The organism is Peribacillus simplex, assembly GCF_001578185.1.
Classification (GTDB): Bacteria; Bacillota; Bacilli; order Bacillales; family DSM-1321; genus Peribacillus; species Peribacillus simplex_A.
Window position 1 is genome coordinate 2,148,830 of sequence record NZ_CP011008.1, and the last position, 16,754, is coordinate 2,165,583.

At 37.9% G+C, this 16,754-nt stretch carries 13 protein-coding genes and 2 pseudogenes; 12 read left to right on the forward strand and 3 right to left on the reverse strand.

Annotated elements, in window-relative coordinates; all coding sequences use genetic code 11:
* The first annotated feature begins 66 nt into the window (after positions 1-66).
* Positions 67-540, forward strand: a complete 474-nt coding sequence (locus tag UP17_RS10090; protein WP_061462894.1) for a MarR family winged helix-turn-helix transcriptional regulator — start codon at positions 67-69, stop codon at positions 538-540.
* A gap of 344 nt (positions 541-884) precedes the next feature.
* Here the strand turns inward: UP17_RS10090 and UP17_RS10095 are convergent.
* Positions 885-1,191 (reverse strand): annotated as a pseudogene (locus UP17_RS10095) (transposase); the annotation flags it as partial.
* Here UP17_RS10095 and UP17_RS10100 point away from each other — a divergent pair.
* Positions 1,139-1,495, forward strand: coding sequence for a hypothetical protein (locus UP17_RS10100; protein ID WP_167555954.1), 357 nt, complete (start codon positions 1,139-1,141; stop codon positions 1,493-1,495). The pseudogene UP17_RS10095 and the gene UP17_RS10100 overlap by 53 nt on opposite strands.
* A gap of 64 nt (positions 1,496-1,559) precedes the next feature.
* On the opposite strand, the gene UP17_RS10105 is transcribed toward UP17_RS10100, so the two are convergent.
* Positions 1,560-2,564: a YeiH family protein gene (locus UP17_RS10105; protein ID WP_061466052.1), complete on the reverse strand. Its 1,005-nt coding sequence runs from the start codon at positions 2,562-2,564 to the stop codon at positions 1,560-1,562.
* 155 nt (positions 2,565-2,719) lie between these two features.
* Here UP17_RS10105 and UP17_RS10110 point away from each other — a divergent pair, with 155 nt between their 5' ends.
* From UP17_RS10110 to UP17_RS10145, 7 genes are all read left to right on the forward strand, one after another.
* The gene (locus UP17_RS10110) at positions 2,720-3,616 is read left to right on the forward strand and encodes a LysR family transcriptional regulator (protein WP_061462896.1); all 897 of its coding nucleotides are present in this window, start codon (positions 2,720-2,722) and stop codon (positions 3,614-3,616) included.
* Positions 3,617-3,762: 146 nt separating this feature from the next.
* Positions 3,763-5,096 (forward strand): IS3 family transposase gene (locus UP17_RS26360; RefSeq protein WP_155727271.1). Its coding sequence is split into 2 segments (ribosomal slippage): positions 3,763-4,135 and positions 4,135-5,096, totalling 1,335 coding nucleotides; the frame shifts between segments, so codons are not numbered across the junction.
* 270 nt (positions 5,097-5,366) lie between these two features.
* The gene (locus UP17_RS10125; RefSeq protein WP_061462897.1) at positions 5,367-6,893 is read left to right on the forward strand and encodes a long-chain-fatty-acid--CoA ligase; all 1,527 of its coding nucleotides are present in this window, start codon (positions 5,367-5,369) and stop codon (positions 6,891-6,893) included.
* Between the two features lie 13 nt (positions 6,894-6,906).
* Complete coding sequence (locus UP17_RS10130) at positions 6,907-7,962, forward strand: TauD/TfdA family dioxygenase (RefSeq protein WP_061462898.1); 1,056 nt, start codon at positions 6,907-6,909, stop codon at positions 7,960-7,962.
* A gap of 94 nt (positions 7,963-8,056) precedes the next feature.
* Positions 8,057-9,349 carry an MFS transporter gene (locus UP17_RS10135; RefSeq protein WP_061462899.1) on the forward strand — a complete coding sequence of 431 codons (1,293 nt, stop codon included), beginning with the start codon at positions 8,057-8,059 and terminating at the stop codon, positions 9,347-9,349.
* Between the two features lie 166 nt (positions 9,350-9,515).
* Entirely contained in the window at positions 9,516-10,514 is a 999-nt protein-coding gene (locus tag UP17_RS10140; protein ID WP_061462900.1) for a TauD/TfdA family dioxygenase, read from the forward strand.
* 178 nt (positions 10,515-10,692) lie between these two features.
* Positions 10,693-11,640, forward strand: coding sequence for an alpha/beta hydrolase (locus UP17_RS10145; protein ID WP_061462901.1), 948 nt, complete (start codon positions 10,693-10,695; stop codon positions 11,638-11,640).
* Between the two features lie 128 nt (positions 11,641-11,768).
* On the opposite strand, the gene UP17_RS10150 is transcribed toward UP17_RS10145, so the two are convergent.
* The gene (locus tag UP17_RS10150; protein WP_061462902.1) at positions 11,769-12,542 is read right to left on the reverse strand and encodes an SDR family NAD(P)-dependent oxidoreductase; all 774 of its coding nucleotides are present in this window, start codon (positions 12,540-12,542) and stop codon (positions 11,769-11,771) included.
* A gap of 477 nt (positions 12,543-13,019) precedes the next feature.
* Here UP17_RS10150 and UP17_RS10155 point away from each other — a divergent pair, with 477 nt between their 5' ends.
* The 3 genes and pseudogenes from UP17_RS10155 (at position 13,020) to UP17_RS10165 (ending at position 16,669) form a co-directional block, all read left to right on the forward strand.
* Positions 13,020-14,075 (forward strand): TauD/TfdA family dioxygenase, encoded by a 1,056-nt coding sequence (locus tag UP17_RS10155; RefSeq protein WP_061462903.1) that lies wholly within the window; start codon positions 13,020-13,022, stop codon positions 14,073-14,075.
* Between the two features lie 132 nt (positions 14,076-14,207).
* A complete protein-coding gene (locus UP17_RS10160) occupies positions 14,208-15,497 on the forward strand; it encodes an MFS transporter (RefSeq protein WP_061462904.1) in 1,290 nt (429 codons plus the stop codon).
* Positions 15,498-16,041: 544 nt separating this feature from the next.
* A pseudogene (locus tag UP17_RS10165) lies at positions 16,042-16,669 on the forward strand (3-oxoacid CoA-transferase subunit B).
* The last annotated feature ends 85 nt before the right edge of the window (positions 16,670-16,754 follow it).

Below are 16,754 nucleotides of genomic sequence, written 5' to 3' on the forward strand. Positions count from 1 at the left end.
TGCGTATAGTACAATGGATTTTAAATAAAGTCAATCTAATTGACTTTATTTAAGGAGGTTTTATGTATGAATCATGAAATATTTAGTGAGTTGGACCTTACATCACTTTTATCATTATCCTTTAGTACATCAATTACTGAATTACATGACAGATTGAGTGAATTGGGATTTGGAGATATTAGACCTGCACATGGGTTTATGTTTAAATGTATCACTCCCAATGGTGCAACAGGTATAGAACTAGCCGAATATTTAGGAATTACAAAGCAAGCTGTGAGTAAAATGGTGGATTATCTTGAGAAAAGTGGCTATGTAATGCGCAAAGCTCATCCCACTGATAAGAGAGGGAAAATTATTGTTTTGACTGAACGAGGTTGGTTAGTTGTGAAAGCAAAAGAGAAGATACTAACTGAAATTGAGCAACGTTGGATTGAAAAGATAGGTGCTGATCGCCTGCAAATGCTCAAAGAAGATTTAACAAAATTAGTTTATGAAGAAAATGAAGATAAACTATCATCGAGGTTAAAACCTGTCTGGTAATTATAGAGTTTATAAAGGGAACTTATAATCGTGCTTAAATTCGTACTAACAGTACACATTCCTGTAATGATTTAAATTAGCAGCAAGGTTTGTGGAGAATTGTACGGGAGCGTTAGTTGAAGAGAAACAAGCTAACATTTGTGTTTCTATTTTCGTTGTTCCATTAAAGGGCGCAATTCTTGAAGAAGGTTCGCTTTTCTTATAGAACTAACCAGCCAATAGTTTTTCAAAATTTTTCAATAAACACTTAAAATGTTTCATGATATACTAAATTTGCGTGTGCCAAATAACCTTCCAAGGTTCTGTGTTTGGAAAGTTTTGGGCTGTTTAGTTATACTTTAAAACTAGGCTAGATCTTGGAAAGTTGATTTACTTTTTAAAAGTGCATAAATCCAATGTAAGAATTTATTGATACTTGCTATCACAGCTACTTTAAAGGGCTTTCCTTCCTCACGTTTCTTATCATAAAATTCTCGTAATCGCCTTTTACGAGGAATGATTTCATCTGTCGTTTTCTTTTTGCGACAATCACGAATGGCACATTTTACAGCCATATACAAGGCGTGTCGCAGCCTACTAGAACCTCTTTTGAGTACCTTTGAATGTACCAGATTCAAAGACACTTGGATCGATTCCGGCAAATGCAACCAAGAAAATTATAAAGAAAGTGGGAAAACGATTGAAGCGATTAGAACAGGTGGCTACATACTATATTGAAGAGTTTAGTCAATATTCGCTAGCGGTAATCCGTTCAAAGCAAGGAGTTACTCCCACTTTCGAAGGTAAAATAGTTATTTCGAAAGTAATACCTTTACTAAACCTTAAAGAACTAAACAAAGAAATTTATTTTAAAAATATCAATCAAATGCGTTTAATTACTGCGCCTACTTTTTCTTTTATACTTCAAGAAATCAAGTTGAATTTTAATTCAATAAATCATTTGAAGTTGAATTAGTTGAGCAAAACCCTACAGTTATATATGTATTGCAGTGGGTAAAAATTCACCTTTTTATTCTTTGTTAAAGACTAATATAAGTTAGCGATGATAAAAGAATTGATGTAATAATAATGGCAATAAGTGGACGTATTGCTTTGGTACGTAGTTCTTTTAAGCTAATATTCAATCCTAATCCGGTCATTGACATTGTTAACATAAATGATGTGAAGTCTGCAATATCAGACATCACTTTTTGTGATACCAATACCTTATTACCAATGATATAGCTTCCCACAAAACTCATAACAATAAAGCCAATTAAAAACCATGGAAACTCGAATCTTGCCTCCCCTTCTATTTTTCCTTTCTTTTTCATCCAAAGCATGAGGATAAAGCAAACCGGAATTAATAGGAATACTCGTGTAAGTTTGGCAAGTAATGCGTGAGCAAGAGCATCCTGGCCTGCCGGGGCAGCAGCTAAAGCAACATGGCCTATCTCGTGTAGGCTGATTCCAACCCAATTTCCGTAGTTCATAGGACCAATTGATAAAAAAGGATATATTAACGTATAGATTATTGAAAACACTGTGCCGACTAATGCGATGATGCCTACACCCATAGCCGTATCTTCATCTTTTGCTTTTATAATAGGCGATACGGCCGCGATGGCAGCTGCACCACAAATGCCTGTGCCAACACTTAATAATAAAGAAAGATTAAAATCTGCCTTCAGCCATTTTGCAATAATCATAAGAACAGCAATTGAAAAAATGATCGTTATTGTCCCTCTTAGCAATAGAGGGACACCCTGATGAAATATCACAATCATGTTAAGCTTTAATCCATAAAGTATGATGGCAAACCTCAATAACTTTTTTGATGAAAATTGAATACCATTACGTAATTTTTCTGGATATCCAAAAACCTGTCTATAAATTACAGCTAGTAAAATGGCGCATGCAAGAGGTCCAATATGATTTAGACCTGGCAACGCTGCTAAAATAAAACCTAATACGGCTATGAGCAAGGTAAAACCAATTCCAGAAATCAAAGAAACATTTAGCTTTTTTGCCGGTTTTTTTTGCATATTTGGACTGGGAGTTATTAACGCTTTTTGTTCCAATGTTTTTCAACCCCTTATTTGGATTATTTTTAATTTATCGTAACTTATGATTTACAATAAGGAAAATAAATGATTATTATAGTTGTAATAAGTAAATACGATAGTAAGGAGGGGAACATATGGATCAACTATTATCTGTATTTATATCTGTAGCTGATAAAAGAAACTTTTCCAGAGCAGCGGAAGAGCTTCATATGACCCAGCCAGCAGTCAGCCAGCAAATTCAACAATTGGAAAAATACGTAGGTGCAAAACTACTTCTGCGAACAAACAAATCTGTCCAGATAACTAAAGCAGGAGAAATAGTCTATTTACATGCTAAGGAAATTACAGGTTTATATAAACGAATGTCGATGTTAGTGAATGAATTAAATAACGAGCCAACAGGACCATTAAAAATTGGTGCCAGCTATACCTTTGGAGAGTATGTATTACCACATATACTTGCAAGAATGAAAAACTTATTACCTAATATCATCCCTTCGGTACAGATTGGCAACACAAGGGATATTGCCAAAGCAATCACAAGTCATGAGATCGATGTAGGTATTGTAGAAGGGGAAATTTCTCTTCGAAATATATATATAAAATCGGTTTCCACCGACCAAATGTATATCGTGGCAGGGGGCAAATATCCAATTTATTTCAATAAGGAAGTTTCACGAAGACAGGTAGAACAAGAGAATTGGATTGTCCGTGAAGAAGGTTCTGGTACAAGAGAGGCAACAGAAACATTATTTCAATCTTTACAAATACGTCCTTCCAAGTTAATGGAATTCGGCAGCACACAACTTATAAAAGAAGCAGTTGAAGCTGGGCTTGGTATTAGTTACTTATCTGAACTTACTGTAAGAAAAGAAAGAATGCTCGGTACCATTCAAGTATTAAATGTAAAAGGGACACCGATAAAAAGAAATTTTTCAGTTATAACAGAATCTGTGGAATTGCATACGAAATCTATGAACTTATTTATTGAGTTAATAGAAAAATATCTAAAGAATCAATTATTGCAATAGCTCTATTTTATAAAATAATCAAAAATATAAAAAAAGACAACGCTCTTTGAACTATACCCCGGATAACGGACACACATAAAAAAGTGTCCCTTATCCGGGTTTTTTTATGTTTCAATAGATGTAATGAGTATGGACGGAGGGTTTCTATGAGTAAGAATATATATACTGAATTTCAGATTAAAGAACTTGAAAAGAATCCAAATATCATTAGTGCTTCCGAGCGATCTATTTCCTATAGTCCGGAATTTAAAACAAAAGCTGTTAAGGAATATAAAAAGGGGAAAGCCCCCTCTCAAATTTTCATTGACCAGGGAATTAATCTCGAAATAATTGGAAAGAAACAACCCAAACGTTGTCTACAGCGCTGGCGTAGTACCTTTGAAAGGTTTGGTGAGGAAGGCTTCCTTACGGAACGCCGTGGAAAAGGAAGTACAGGACGCCCCACTTCCAAGCCACAGTCTGTAGAAGATCAACTTAGGAAGGCCGAGGCGAGAATCAAATTCCTTGAAGCAGAAAATGACTTCCTAAAAAAGCTGGAAGAGCTAGAAAGGCAGGCTCTGAAAAAGAAATGATTCTAACTGCTGCTGAGAAGTTCTATCTGATTGAAAGGACGATCAGAATACACCAATTAAAGAAGGCTGTTTCTTATCTATGCAAATTGGCTGGTGTAAGTCGAAGTGGCTACTATGATTGGTTAAAGGCAGCTCCTTACCGTGAGCTTCGTGAAGAACAGGATGAATTAGACATAGAATTGATCAGAAATATTTTCATCAGTAAAAAGGAAAAAGTAGGCGCCCTCCAAATCAAAATGATTATGGAGAATGACTACTCGGCCGTCATGAATCATAAGAAAATCAGACGGTTGATGACAAAATATAATCTCCTAGCGAAAATCAGAAGGGCCAACCCGTATCGGAAGATGGCCAAGGCAACCAAGGAGCACCTTACTTGTCCAAACCTCCTTAATCGTGAATTCAATCAGGAGGTGCCAGGGAAGGTCCTGCTTACTGACATTACCTATCTTTATTATGGGAAAGGCCAAAAAGCGTATTTATCCTGCGTAAAAGATGCCGCCACAAAAGAAATCGTTACGTACCATTTATCTACTTCATTAGAAATGGATATCGTTTACGAGACTTTAAATAAGCTAAAGCAGGCTGTGTGTCACGAGTTCCATCCGAGTGCAATCCTTCATTCTGACCAGGGGTTCCATTACACCCATCCGCTATTTCAACGCAAAGTGAAGGAACTTGGGATAACCCAATCCATGTCCCGCAAGGGAAACTGTTGGGATAATGCGCCAATGGAAAGTTTCTTTGGCCACTTTAAGGATTTGGCAGAATATAAAACATGTACTAATTTAACGGATGTGAAGGAAGAAATTGATCGAGTTATTGAAGAATATAATGAACATCGTTATCAATGGGGGCTAAGGAAAATGGCCCCAGTACAATACCGGGACCATTTATTAGCTGCTTAGGCACTTTTTTATACTGTCCGTAAAATGGGGCACAGTTCACTTTACTGGGGCTTTGTCTTTTTATTTAGAAGTAGTTGTAGAGTTCATCGAATTAGCACTCCTTTTATCCTGAAGTTCCTTTTTAATATTATTAATACTTATATATAAATTAAAATCTTTAATTTTATTTAATTATAATTTATAAGTATACTTAGTGTAACAATATTTTAAATATTCAAAATAGTGGGCGTTCAAAGCCTCCTATGTGAGAAAAGGGGTGGAATTCATTTAATGAGTTATAACTTAAACGAAAATCTAAAAAGAAGTGCAAGCAACTTCCCGGAAAGTATCGCTTATATCTTTAGAGATAAAAGTGTTACTTATCAAGAACTAAATCAGAAGGTGGATCGATTGGCTGACGGTCTGTATGTACAAGGAATCAGGAAGGGAGATGGAGTGGCTCTAATTTTAGGAAATAGCCCTGAATTTCTCATTGCGTACTACGGCATTTTACGGCTAGGTGCATTTGTTGTTCCTATCAATCCTTTGTATACCCAAGGGGAAATCAACTACTTATTAGACAATAGTCAAGTCAAAGCGGTCATTACTCATGTTTCTGTAGAACCGAAGTTATCAGAAGTAAAAAAGCAGTTGGAAAATCTGAAGATTGTGATTTATACGGAAGCCGAGGATCAGGAATCGACATGGGAGCATCTCATGGAAACAGGCACAAGCTTCAATGCAGATGGAAGCCCTTACATTGATGAAGAAGACCTTGCAGTCATTCTATACACATCAGGAACAACCGGGAAACCAAAGGGTGCAATGTTAACGCATCGGAACTTGGTTTCAAATGCGGACTCCATTTCAAAATTACTAGAACTCGATGATAAAGATCGTGTCGTAGCTGTTCTGCCAATGTTCCACGTATTCTGTATGACAGTTTGTCTGAATGCGCCAATTGCTTGTGGGGCAACAGTCCTGATCCAGCCTAAATTCAGCCCTCATGACGTGGTCACCACCATTCGAGAAAAAAAGGCAACCGTGTTTGCTGGAGTACCTACGATGTACAGTTTTATCTATCAATTGCCTGAAGCGAGTGCAAAGGATTGCCAATCTATTCGCCTGTGTATCTCTGGAGGTGCCTCGATTCCGGCAGAGCTGCTGCATAATTTTGAGAACAAGTTTAGTGTTTCTTTATTGGAAGGATATGGGCTTTCAGAAACTGCTCCTCTCGTCGCGATTAATCCTTTAAAAGGGACTCGCAAGCCAGGTTCTATCGGTTTGAATATTCCAGCTGTCCAAAGCAAAGTTGTAGATGAGTTTGGAAAAGAATTGCCGAGAAGAGAAGTAGGAGAATTAGTTGTTCAAGGGCCAAATGTAATGAAGGGATATTTTGGGATGCCGAAAGCTACTTCAACTGCTTTTAATGACGGGTGGTTTTACACTGGTGATCTCGCAACAATGGACGAAGAAGGATACATCTACATTGTTGACCGCAAGAAGGACATTATTATTGTTGGAGGCTACAATGTATATCCTCGTGAAGTGGAGGAAGTCCTGTATCAACATCCTGCTGTAATAGAGGCGGCCGTAATCGGAGTTCCAGATGGGGAATACGGAGAAAGTGTTAAAGCTTTTGTCGTAGTTAAGGATGAGCAGATCACCATGAATGACATTATTCAATTCTGTCACGATAAGCTGGTGAAGTACAAGCTTCCTAAACGAGTAGAATTTTTTAAAGAGTTGCCTAAGAACTCAACAGGGAAGATTTTACGAAGAGAGTTAAGAGCATTGACTGAAATGAACACTTATTAAAGGGGGATTAATTATGTCAACCATTTTAAAAGAAAAAGTTAAAGGGCAAGTAGCGTGGAAAGGCACTGACCTGGCTAAAGATGATTCATGGGTTTATTATTTGTCTGAAAAAACGATTGCCTCGCTTGAGGATGCTTTAGTTCATGTTAAACAAAAGGGTTTAAAAGCACCTGAATTTAACAAAGAGGATTTTCCGATTCCTGATATATATGAAGAAATCGTTTATTTTGTTGAAGAGCTGGAGAATGGGAGAGGGTTCCTATTAATTCGTGGATTACCTATTGAAAGATATACAGATGAAGAAGCAAGCATCATTTACTGGGGTCTCGGACTTCACATGGGCATTCCGGTATCGCAAAACGCAAATGGTGAACTCTTAGGGCACGTCAAAGATCAAGGTCTTAGCTTAGAAAATTCTAATGTACGTGGTTACCAAACGAAACTGCATCTTCCATTTCATGCTGATGGATCTGATGTTGTTGGCTTATTAAGCCTAAGAAAAGGGAAATCTGGAGGTTACAGCAGTATCATCAGTTCGATGACTGTTTACAATGAAATTCTGGAGAAGAATCCGGAATATCTAGGAGTTCTCTGTCGTCCATTTTACTTTGATCGTCGTGGAGAGGAAGCGCCGGGAGAACCTCCAGTATTTACATCATCAATCTTTAATTATTATGATGGTAAATTGAGCTGTAGATATGTCCGTTTATTTATCGAATCAGCACAAGCAAAAACAGGCATACAATTGTCAAAAGTGGAAATTGAAGCATTAGACTTATTGGACTCCCTACTTCATGATGAGAATTTACATTATAACATGATGTTGGAAGAAGGTGATATGCAGTTCGTCAATAATTATACGATTCTTCACTCACGTACTCAATACGAAGACTATGAAGAGCCGGAACGCAAACGTCATCTTTTAAGATTGTGGCTCACGATGCCAAATGGTCGGGAAATTTCCCCGGAATTCGCGATGTTTATTGATGAGAATACAGGTAAACCAGGTCGCGGCGGCGTACCCCAACGTAAAACAACATCTGGCGGTATTATAGAAACCCTGAAGTGATTTTTTATAAAACGTTTAGTAAGAACGAGTGGGAACACCTTTTCGGAATTCAGAAAAAGGTGTTCCTTATATAGGAAAACGTGGGGAGATTTTCATGACAAGCACTCCAAAATATTCTTGGGTTATCTTATTATTTCTAGTTCTTAGCGGGATGATCAACCAAGTGGATAAAATAATTATTGGGTTGGTTTCCGTTCCTTTAATGAAAGAGTTACATTTAAGTCCATCGCAATGGGGAGTTGTAGGAAGTTCTTTCTTTTGGTTCTTTACCTTCTCCTCCATTATTTTTGGCGGCATGGCCGATTCAAAAAACACGAAAAAAATGTTAACTTGGATGTCGTTGGTTTGGTTGATAGTTCAATTTTTCACCCCTTTCGTTAGCAGTTTGTCTATGCTTTTGTTAACCAGAATGATTTTGGGAGCTGGTGAAGGTCCTGCCCCCGCTCTATCCACGGCAATCATGGGGAAATGGTTCCCGAAACATAGGCATGGCATCGGTTTTGGTGCGGTTCTATTAGGAACGACAGGGGGATCTGCAATCGCTTCGCCATTATTAATCTCCTTGATTGATCATTATGGATGGAGATCTGCATTTATAGCGATGGGCATTCTGGGACTGATTGTGCTGGTTTTATGGATGATTTTCGGTAAAGAAAGTCCTCAAGAAATCGGCTGGCCGTCGATACAGCAAAAGGAGCAGCAATTATCCAGCCTCTCTAAAGTTTCTTGGAGTCAGTTTTTTCCGCATCTATTATCTAAAAACTTTATTCTGATCGTTTTGTGCGGGGGGTGTGCCTATTGGTTATTGTCCGTACAAGCGGTATGGCTTCCAGCCTATTTTACCAAAATTCAACATTTTAATGGTCAAACATTAAAATTAGCCGTGTCTTTACCTTTTCTTTTTGCAGCGTTTTTCCAATTAGGATTTGCCATTCTATCAGATCGGCTCTATCGTAAAACCAGAGATATTCGTAAAGCACGAATAAATCTTGCCGGTATAACGATGATGTTATCCGCTCTATGCTTATACCTAGCAAATGCCGCGAATTCCACGGTGATGTCCATATTGTTCTTCACCCTTGCTCCGGGTTTTGCGTATGTCATTCTTTCACTCGCACCCGCAATATTGATGGAGTTTTTTTCTCCCCAAAATATTGGAAAGGCACAAGGGACGTTCATTGCACTTGCGAGTATTACAAGCGTTATTGCTCCACTCGTATTTGGCTATCTTATTCAAAATTCTGAGACTGAAGCTATCGGATACGGATACGCATTTCAAGCCTCTTCTTTAGGGATGCTCATTATTGGATTATTGTTTTGGATCGGTGTACGTCCCGCAAAGGAAAGCCACACAATAATTGAAACAGATGAGAAATTGAGAATTTAAGAGATATAAACGTAGATTGAAAGATTCTTAGTAAGATTATATTGATCTAACTTAATTATAAGTTAAAAATAATAATTTCATTTTTAATTATAAGGATACCATATATAATAAATTCTGAATATTCAATCAGTTGAGATGATACAACAAATATAAAGGAGGAATATGTATGTCTGTTATTTTAAAGGAAAAAATTCAGGGGCGTTCAGCGTGGAAAGGTATCGAACTGGAAAAAGATAATTCATGGATTTATTATTTGTCTGAGACAACCCTTGCAGCTCTTGACAAGGCTGTATTACATGTTCAACAAAAAGGGGTAAAGGCACCCAATTTTAACAAGGAGGATTTCCCGATTCCTGATCTCGCTGATGAAATTGCTTATTTTGTTGAAGAGCTGGAGAATGGGAGAGGATTTCTATTGATTCGTGGATTACCAATGGATCAATATACTGACGATGAAGCTAGTATCATTTACTGGGGTCTTGGACTTCACTTGGGCCTACCGATCATCCAAGGAAAAAAGGGCGACCTCTTAGGGCATATCAAAAACATGGGTAAAGACTTTAATGATAATACAGCAGTAAGAGGTTACCAAACGAATGTACGTCTTGACTATCACACAGATCTTGCTGATGTTGTCGGATTACTATGTCTTCGTAAAGCGAAATCTGGCGGTTTAAGCAGTATCGCTAGTGCGATGTCTATCTATAATGAAATTCTGGATAATCACCCTGAGTACCTTGAAATTCTCTACCGTCCATTCGCCCATGATCTTCGTGGGGAAGAAGCACCTGGTCAATCTCCAGTAGTTCCATCACCGATCTTTAGCTATTACGATGGTAAATTAAGCTGCAGATATATGCGGCAATATGTCGAATCAGCACAAACAAAGACAGGTATCTCTTTGTCAAAAGAGGAAATCGAAGCGTTTAATTTTGTAGATTCCCTTACTGCTGATAAAAACTTTCATATTGATATGATGATGGAACCGGGTGATATGCAATTCGTTAATAATTATACCGTTTTTCATTCACGTACACTATTTGAAGATTATGAAGAAGATGACCGCAAACGTCATTTATTAAGATTGTGGCTCATGATGCCAAGTGGCCGGAAAATTGCTCCAGATTTCGAGTTTTATATAGGAGGAGCACCTGTAATTAGATAAAAACCCGTGGTAATAATAATCACTAATAATTCTTGAATGGTGATTTTATTCAACGAAAATGATGAATAAAATCACCATTTTATATTTTTATTTTGAAGTGAGAGTTTCGTGACAGGAATAATGGCGTCGCATATAGACTGGGTAATTTAAAAATAACCTAAAGTGAGGAGGATGTTTTTTGGCAAATTTAGATCCGCAAGCAGAAAAATATTTACAAGCATTTAATCAGCTGCCACCTATTCATACGATGAATCATAAGTCAGTAAGAGAGATGCTTTCTAAAGCACCGCGTCCTGTTGTAAAATTAGAACCGCTTTCAAAAGTTGAGGATTACATGATTCCGGTAAGCCAGGATGAAACAATCAAATGCAGGGTATATATACCGGAAGGAAAAGGTCCTTTCCCACTATTTATTTACTACCATGGTGGAGGATGGGTTCTAGGAGACATTGAATCAACGGATGCAAGCTGCCGAATGATAGCGAATCGAACGAAAAGTATTGTTGTATCCGTAAACTATCGTCTTTCTCCAGAGTATAAGTTTCCGACTCCAGTAGAAGACGCCTATTCCGCATTGCAATGGGTTTTTGAAAAAGGGACTGCATTTAACGGAGAGGTTTCACGATTGGTAGTTGGTGGGGATAGCGTAGGTGGAAATCTAGCAACTGTAGTTACGATGATGGCGAGAAACAAAAAAGGTCCAAACATCACTGCACAGGTTTTAATCTATCCTGCGACAAATCTTGAGTTCAATACGGAATCCCATCGAACCTTTGCAAAAGGATTTGGACTTGACCGCGAGCAGTTGATTTGGTTCCGTAATCATTATTTAAGGAATAATGAGGACAGATGTAATGAGTATGCTTCCCCCTTAGTGGCTCAAGATTTAAGTGGTCTCCCTCCAGCAATTGTTATTACAGCGGAAAATGATGTACTTCGGGATGAAGGAATGGCCTATGCTGAACGTCTAAAAGATTTTGGTGTTCAAGTTGAATATGAATGTGAACCCGGGATGGTCCACGGATTTTTTGTACAAATGGCCATTTTCTCAAAGAACATAGAATTGACTGTTTCTCGGATCGAGAAGTTCTTGAGTTCCTTAAAATATACAATAGGGATAGATTGAAAGAAAATGTTCTAAATGAAGCGAGCCTCAGAATGTAGTGAGGCTCGCTTTTTAAAATAACCTATTTAATTTTTTAAATAGAAATTATTGATAATCAACGAAACAGTAACAATAGCAACCCTAGGCATTTAGTAATAAACGGTATTTCCAATTCCACCGGTTACCGAAATGACATCGCCAGTTATCGATGCCGCCAAAGGTGAGGCTAGGAAGGTAACGACATAAGCAATTTCCTCTGATGTAATCAAGCGGCCGAGGGCATTCATTGATGCTGCCTGGCGTATAGCTTCCTCATTAGTGACACGGCCTCTAAACGTTTCCGTATCGACAATCCCTGGATAAACAGCATTGACAGTAATTCCGTGCTTTCCTAATTCTAATGATGCGGATTTTGTCATATGGACAACAGATGCATTACGAGGACCGGAACTAAAATAATTGCCGCCAATTCTAGCTGCCAGACCACTTATATTGATAATACGTCCCCAATTATTTTGGATCATATAAGGAGCAACAGCCCGGACACTACGAAAATAGCCCATATACTTTTCTTCGAAATCTTTTAAGATAAGTTCATCTTTAATGCTGTTAAAATCCTCTGGTTCATGGCCTCCTACACGGGCCCCACTGTTGATTAAAATATCAATGCTTCCCATTTCTGCTGCTGATTTTTCAACTAAATTTAGGATAGAGTCCGGATCATTAGTATCTGCCGTTATTGGATAAATATTCCTTTTAGTTTCTTTGGCCAATTCGTCTGCTGCATTCTTTAGTGAAGATTCGTTTCTTGAACAAATCGTACAATCCACACCTTCCAAAGCCAACTGACGGGCAATAGCTTTGCCAATCCCCCTGCTTCCCCCAACGATAAGTGCCTTTTTTCCAGATAATTTTAAGTCCATAGTTCAACCTCCTGCTTCAATTAACTTGTATTAGACTCTGCTCTTGAAAGCGGTTTATTAGAAAATTCAATCATCTCTATCTTTGATTATACCTATAAATGATAATTATATAAAATTAAAGATTTTAAATTGCACTTAAGTTTTATTAATATAATGATATGTGTTGTAAATTGCCATGTAAAAGTGTGTTCTATTTCCGTTTATTAGTAAGGTTTATTTGTAAATTAAAAATTTTAATTTTATTTAACTGAAAATTATGAATATAATTAACTGGATAACTATTATAACAGTCAGAAGTTATTTAAAGCGCTTTCATGGAAAAGGGGGAGGACAAGGGACATCATTTATTAAGCAATAATTGTTTGTATAAGGGTTTGGAAAGATAGTGGCAGTCGCTTTTAAAGTAGGAAAACAGCCCAAACTTTTTCATTAGGTACTATAGTTAAAATTGCAATAGAAAACGAAGGAGGATTCTCAGTGCCGTCTATTTTAAAGGAAAAAATTCAAGGACCAGTAGCTTGGAAAGGTATTGATTTAGCTAAAGATGAATCATGGATTTATTATTTGTCAGAGAAAACGATCGCAGATCTTGAAAGCGCTTTATTCTATGTGAAACAAAAAGGATTAAGGGCACCTGATTTTAATAAGGAGGACTTTCCAATTCCGTATCTTTCTGACGAAATAGCTTACTTTATAGACGAGCTGGAGAATGGGAGAGGTTTTCTATTAATTCGTGGCTTACCAATTGAAAAGTATACAGATGAAGAAGCAAGCATTATTTACTGGGGTCTCGGAGTCCACCTGGGCATCCCGGTCACGCAAAACGCAAAAGGTGATCTATTAGGACATGTTGTTGATCAAGGTCTCGACATTAATGATTCAAATGTACGTGGTTACCAAACGAATGCTCATCTGCCCTTTCACCCAGATGGATCTGACGTAGTCGGATTATTAAGTCTTCGAAAAGCTAAATCTGGCGGTTACAGTAGTATCGTAAGTTCCATCGCAGTTTACAATGAAATTCTGGATAGGTACCCTGAGTATCTTGGAATTCTCTATCTTCCATATTTCTTGGATCGTCGTGGTGAGGAAACACCAGGTGAATCTCCTGTTTATTCATCACCAGTCTTTAGTTATTACGAAGATAAATTAAGCTGCAGATATAACCGCGGATATGTAGAATCAGCACAAGCGAAAACAGGTAGATATTTGTCAAAAGTTGAAACTGAAGCATATGACTTAATAGATTCCCTCTTATATGATGAAAACATGCATATTGATATGATGATGGAACCGGGTGATATGCAATTTGTTAATAATTATACTGTTCTTCATTCCCGTACTGTATACGAAGACTATGAAGAACCCGAACGCAAACGTCATTTATTAAGATTGTGGCTCACGATGCCAAATGGGCGAGAAATTGCGCCAGACTTCGCGATGTTCATTGATGAGAAAACAGGTAAAGCTGGTCGCGGTGGTATTCCAGTACGTGAAAATACAGCTGGAGGTATTGCAGAAAAAATGAGGTAAGGGGTTTAATAAATAAAGAGTTTAGACGAGGTTAAACACGGAAGATTTACCTTTAAAGACTTTTAAAACATTAAAGACTTTTAAAACACCAATTGATTCATGTTTAACGGAATAGAAGGGGAGATTATTAATTTGAAAACACCTAAATATTCTTGGATCATATTATTAATTCTTGTAGCTTCAGGGATGATCAACCAGGTTGATAAAGTTATCATTGGTTTAGTTTCTGTTCCTCTAATGAAAGAGTTACATTTAAGTCCTTCACAATGGGGAATAGTTGGCAGTTCGTTCTTTTGGTTCTTTACCTTTTCCTCTTTCATTCTAGGGGGAATGGCCGATTCAAGAAATACGAAAAAAATGTTTACTTGGATCTCGTTTGTATGGTTGATTGTTCAATTTACCACACCTTTTGTTTCAAGTCTATCTCTACTAGTAATAACAAGAATGATCTTGGGAGCAGGAGAAGGTCCTGCCGTTGCTATATCAACTTCAATAATTGGAAAATGGTTCCCTAAACATAGACATGGTATAGGCTTTGGCGCTGTTCTCTTTGGAGCAACAATCGGGCCTGCGATTGCTTCGCCATTATTAATCTCCTTGATCAACGGATATGGATGGAGATCTGCTTTTATAGCAATGGGGATTGTTGGACTAATGGTGCTAGTTTTATGGATGATTCTTGGAAAAGAAAACCCAAAAGAAATCGGTTCGTATGCTTTTGATCAAGAAGATAAGCACTCAATAATTTCTTCTAATGTTTCTTGGCGTCAGTTTCTTCCGTATCTTTTATCTAAAAATTTTATTTTTATCGTTTTGTGTGCAGGTTGTGCCTATTGGTTATTGTCCGTTCAAGCGGTATGGTTTCCTGCATATTTTACCGAAATTCAACATTTTGATGGGAAAATGTTGAAACTTGCAGTGTCTTTACCCTTTCTTTTTGCGGCCATTTGCCAAATTGTATTTGCCCTGTTTTCGGATCGGCTTTATCGCAAAACAGGAGATATTCGTAAAGCACGAATAAATGTTGCAGGGATTACGATGGTGCTATCCGCTATTTGTTTATTTCTTGCAAACGCCTTTAATTCTAGTGCAATCTCCATTCTATTCTTCATCCTTGCTCCGGGTTTTGCGATTGTTATTCTCTCACTCGCACCCGCCATATTAATGGAATTCTTTTCTCCCAAAAACATTGGAAAGGCTCAAGGGGCCTATGTTGCTCTATCAAGTACAACAAGCATTATTGCTCCACTCATATTCGGGTATTTTATCCAGTATGCAGGAACTGAGGCAATTGGATATGGTTATGGCTTTCAAGTAACTTCTTTGGTTATGTTCGTAATCGGATTATTGTTTTTGACCATTGTCCGTCCCGCGAACCAAAGTCAAACAACGATAAAACCTGAGGAACAAGTTATTGTATAAAAATCATTTAATAGGTGAATCAAGGAGGGAAATAAACGATGTGTAAAAATGAAAAGTCCGTTTCTGAGATGGACTGTTGTGTATTGTGTCATGAAGAATTAGCTATTATGGAGCGAAATCGCAGTAAGTGCTGGAGTTGTCAGGATAAGATATCCGAGACTTACGCTGATAATCATATTGAAGTGGAGGATTAAGTAAGTTAATTAGTTTCGTAATGATTAGAACTGTAAAAGGGCCTTCTTTATGAAGGTCCTTATTATTTTTTCGGTGATGTTTAAACATAATTGTTGATTTTCAAACTAAGTTGATTGAAGCGGAAGGCACGAGGCTCATGTGGAAGTAGCAGGTCAGGTGAGACCCCACAGGCGCTCTGCACCGAGGAGGCTACACGACTGCACGCGGAAAGCGAAGTGCCTTAAGCGGAAATCAACAGGCAAGTTTAACACAGCCAATATTTAAGATTATATTTTGTGTTATATAAATATTACTTACAGGTACCAGGACAAAAATCATTAAGCGTGCGGTTCAAGAGATTCAAAATGGGATGAACGTGAATCTAGGAATTGGAATGCCTTCTTTACTTGCGAACGAAATACCGAAAGAAGTACATGTATTATTGTAATCCGAAAATGGGTTGCTTGGCATCGGACCTTATCCAGTTGAAGGGATGGAAGATCCTGATCTTATTAACGCAGGGAAAGAAACGGTTACAGCGGTAATCGGTGGATCTTTCTTTGACAGTGCTGAGTCCTTTGCTATGATTCGTGGGGGACACATTGATCTGGCTATCTTGGGAGGCATGGAGGTTTCCGAACAAGGTGATTTGGCAAATTGGATGATCCCGGGGAAATTGGTCAAAGGGATGGGAGGTGCGATGGATCTTGTCCATGGTGCCAAAAGAATTGTGGTCATAATGGAGCACACCAATAAGTACAATGAATCCAAGATCAAAAAAAAGCTGTTCCCTTCCATTGACAGGTCAAAAGGTTGTAAATCGACTGATTACGGATTTGGCTGTATTTGACTTTACTCCCGAGGGAATGATTCTTGTGGAAACGCAAGAAGGTGTTTCACTAGATGAAGTGATAGAAAAGACGGAGGCTTCCGTTACGATCAGCGCCAATTTGACATGTGGAAAAGGGGATCGCCAAAAGGCTTCTATTACAAGGTAAAGAGATAACACTGCTAATTCCTGTTAGGGTAGAGATAAATTTGTAATAAGAGAAGCCTTTTCGTCCACCTTTGGACGAAGAACCT

Bases quoted from the DNA above. Each gene is read 5' to 3' on its own strand.
- UP17_RS10110 (WP_061462896.1), top strand. From the start codon at position 2,720: ATGGATCAACTATTATCTGTATTTATATCTGTAGCTGATAAAAGAAAC.
- UP17_RS10125 (WP_061462897.1), top strand. From the start codon at position 5,367: ATGAGTTATAACTTAAACGAAAATCTAAAAAGAAGTGCAAGCAACTTC.
- UP17_RS10090 (WP_061462894.1), top strand. From the start codon at position 67: ATGAATCATGAAATATTTAGTGAGTTGGACCTTACATCACTTTTATCA.
- UP17_RS10140 (WP_061462900.1), top strand. From the start codon at position 9,516: ATGTCTGTTATTTTAAAGGAAAAAATTCAGGGGCGTTCAGCGTGGAAA.
- UP17_RS10150 (WP_061462902.1), bottom strand. From the start codon at position 12,542: ATGGACTTAAAATTATCTGGAAAAAAGGCACTTATCGTTGGGGGAAGC.
- UP17_RS10135 (WP_061462899.1), top strand. From the start codon at position 8,057: ATGACAAGCACTCCAAAATATTCTTGGGTTATCTTATTATTTCTAGTT.
- UP17_RS10130 (WP_061462898.1), top strand. From the start codon at position 6,907: ATGTCAACCATTTTAAAAGAAAAAGTTAAAGGGCAAGTAGCGTGGAAA.
- UP17_RS10105 (WP_061466052.1), bottom strand. From the start codon at position 2,564: ATGCAAAAAAAACCGGCAAAAAAGCTAAATGTTTCTTTGATTTCTGGA.